The organism is Amycolatopsis sp. SID8362 (assembly GCF_010550475.1).
GTDB lineage: Bacteria > Actinomycetota > Actinomycetes > Mycobacteriales > Pseudonocardiaceae > Amycolatopsis > Amycolatopsis eburnea.
On sequence record NZ_JAAGNB010000680.1, the window covers coordinates 1 to 2,283 of the forward strand.

General features: G+C 74.9%; 1 protein-coding gene. It reads right to left on the bottom strand.

Annotated features, from left to right (window positions below; genetic code table 11):
• Positions 1 to 2,283: type I polyketide synthase (locus G3I65_RS20460; RefSeq protein WP_160697530.1), on the bottom strand; the 2,283-nt coding region annotated here is incomplete at both ends.

Here is a 2,283-nt window from a genome sequence, read left to right on the forward strand (position 1 = left end):
GCGGGTGCCCGGCGGCCGCCACGCCGGCGGAAGAGACGTTGCCGGCACGGGCGGCGCCGCCGGCGGGCCAGTACCGCCGGTGTTGGAAGGGGTAGACCGGCAGGTCGACGCGGGCGCCGCCGCCGAAGACGGCACCCCAGCCGACGTCCACCCCGGCCACGTGCAGCCGCGCCACGGCCGTGATCAGCGCGAGCGCTTCGGGGCGGTCCGCGCGCTGCGCCGGGACCAGCACGGCGGCAGCGGGCAGGGAGTCCAGTGCCATCGCCGAAAGCACGCCGTCCGGCCCGATCTCCAGGAACGCGGTGACGCCGGCTTCGCGCAGGGTCGTGACGCCGTCGGCGAACCGGACGGCCTCGCGCACGTGCCGCACCCAGTACTCGGGCGAGGTGACGTCCCCGGCGGCGGCGATCGCGACGGCAGGCTCGGCGAACTCCAGTTCCGCCACGACGGCGCGGAACTCGTCGAGCATCGAGTCCATCAGCGGCGAGTGGAACGCGTGCGACACGTTGAGCCGCTTCGCCTTCTCGAACTTCTCCGCGATCGCCAGCACTTCGTCTTCGGCGCCGGAGACGACCACCGACGCGGGGCCGTTGACGGCGGCGAGCGAAACCCCATCGGTCAGCAGGGGGCGCACTTCTGCTTCGGTCGCGCGCAGCGACACCATCGCCCCGCCGGGCGGCAGGGCCTGCATCAGCCGGCCGCGTGCGGCCACCAGCGTGCAGGCGTCGCCGAGGGACAGGACGCCGGCGACGTGCGCCGCGACGACCTCGCCGAGCGAGTGCCCGGCGACGTGGTCCGGGCGCACGCCCCAGGACTCCAGCAACCGGACCAGCGCGACCTCGAAGGCGAACAGCGCGGCCTGCGCGTACTGCGTCTGCGCCAGCGCCTCGGCGTCGTCGCCCCAGAGCACTTCGCGGACCGGCGCGTCGAACCGCGCCAGGACGTCGTCGAGCGCATCGGCGAACACCGGGAACGCGGCCGCGAGCTCCCGGCCCATCCCGAGCCGCTGCGAACCCTGGCCGGAGCACAGGAAAGCGAGCTTGCGGCCGGGCTCGGCGACGTCCTGCACCAGCCCGCCCACCGCCTCGCCGTGCGCCAGCGCGGACAGCGCGCGGCGGGCGCCGTCGTCGTCCGGGGCGAGCAAGACCGCGCGGTGCTCGAACCGCGTCCGCGAGGTGGCGAGCGAGAAGCCGACGTCGGCCAGCTCCGCCGAGCCGATGACCGGGGCGAGCCGGGAAGCCTGCTCCCGCAACGCTTCCGGCGTGCGGGCCGAGACGACCAGGGGAACCACCGGCAGGGGCCGCGCCGGCGTCTCCGAGGTCTCCGGGAGCTCGGGGGCCTGCTCCAGGATCGTGTGCGCGTTGGTGCCGCTGATGCCGAACGAGGACACCGCGGCACGGCGGGGGCGGCCGGTGTCGGGCCACGGCTCGGCTTCGGCGAGCAGCCGGATATCGCCCGCCGTCCAGTCCACATGGGACGACGGGGTGCCGGCGTGCAGGCTCGGCGGCACGGTGCCTTCGCGCAGGGCGAGCACCATCTTGATGATCGCCGCGACGCCGGCCGCGGCCTGCGTGTGGCCCAGGTTCGACTTGACCGACCCGAGCAGCAGCGGCCGGTGCTCCTCGCGGTCCTGCCCGTAGGTGGCCAGCAGCGCCTGCGCCTCGATCGGGTCGCCCAGCGGGGTACCGGTGCCGTGCCCCTCGACGACGTCGACGTCCGAAGTGGACAGTCCGGCCTCGGCGAGCGCGCGCCGGATGACGCGCTGCTGCGAGGGGCCGTTGGGCGCGGTGAGACCGTTGGACGCGCCGTCGGAGTTGACCGCGCTGCCCCGGACCACCGCGAGCACCGGGTGGCCGTTGCGGCGCGCGTCGGACAGCCGTTCCAGCAGCAGGACGCCGACGCCCTCGGCCCAGCCGACGCCGTCCGCACTGTCCGAAAAGGACTTGCAGCGGCCGTCGGCGGACAGCCCGCCCTGGGCGCTGAAGTCGAGGAACGTGCTCGGCGTGGCCATCACCGTGACGCCGCCCGCGAGCGCCAGCGAGCACTCGCCGCTCCGCAGGGCCTGGCTCGCCAGGTGCACCGCCACCAGCGAGGACGAGCACGCGGTGTCGACGGTGACCGCCGGCCCTTCCAGCCCGAGGGTGTAGGAGACGCGGCCGGACAGCACGCTGCCGGCGTTGCCGGTGCCGAGGTAGCCCAGCGACTCGGCCGGGAACTCGACGTCGGCGGTGCTGTAGTCGTGGTACATGATCCCGGCGAACACGCCGGTCCGGCTGCCGCGCA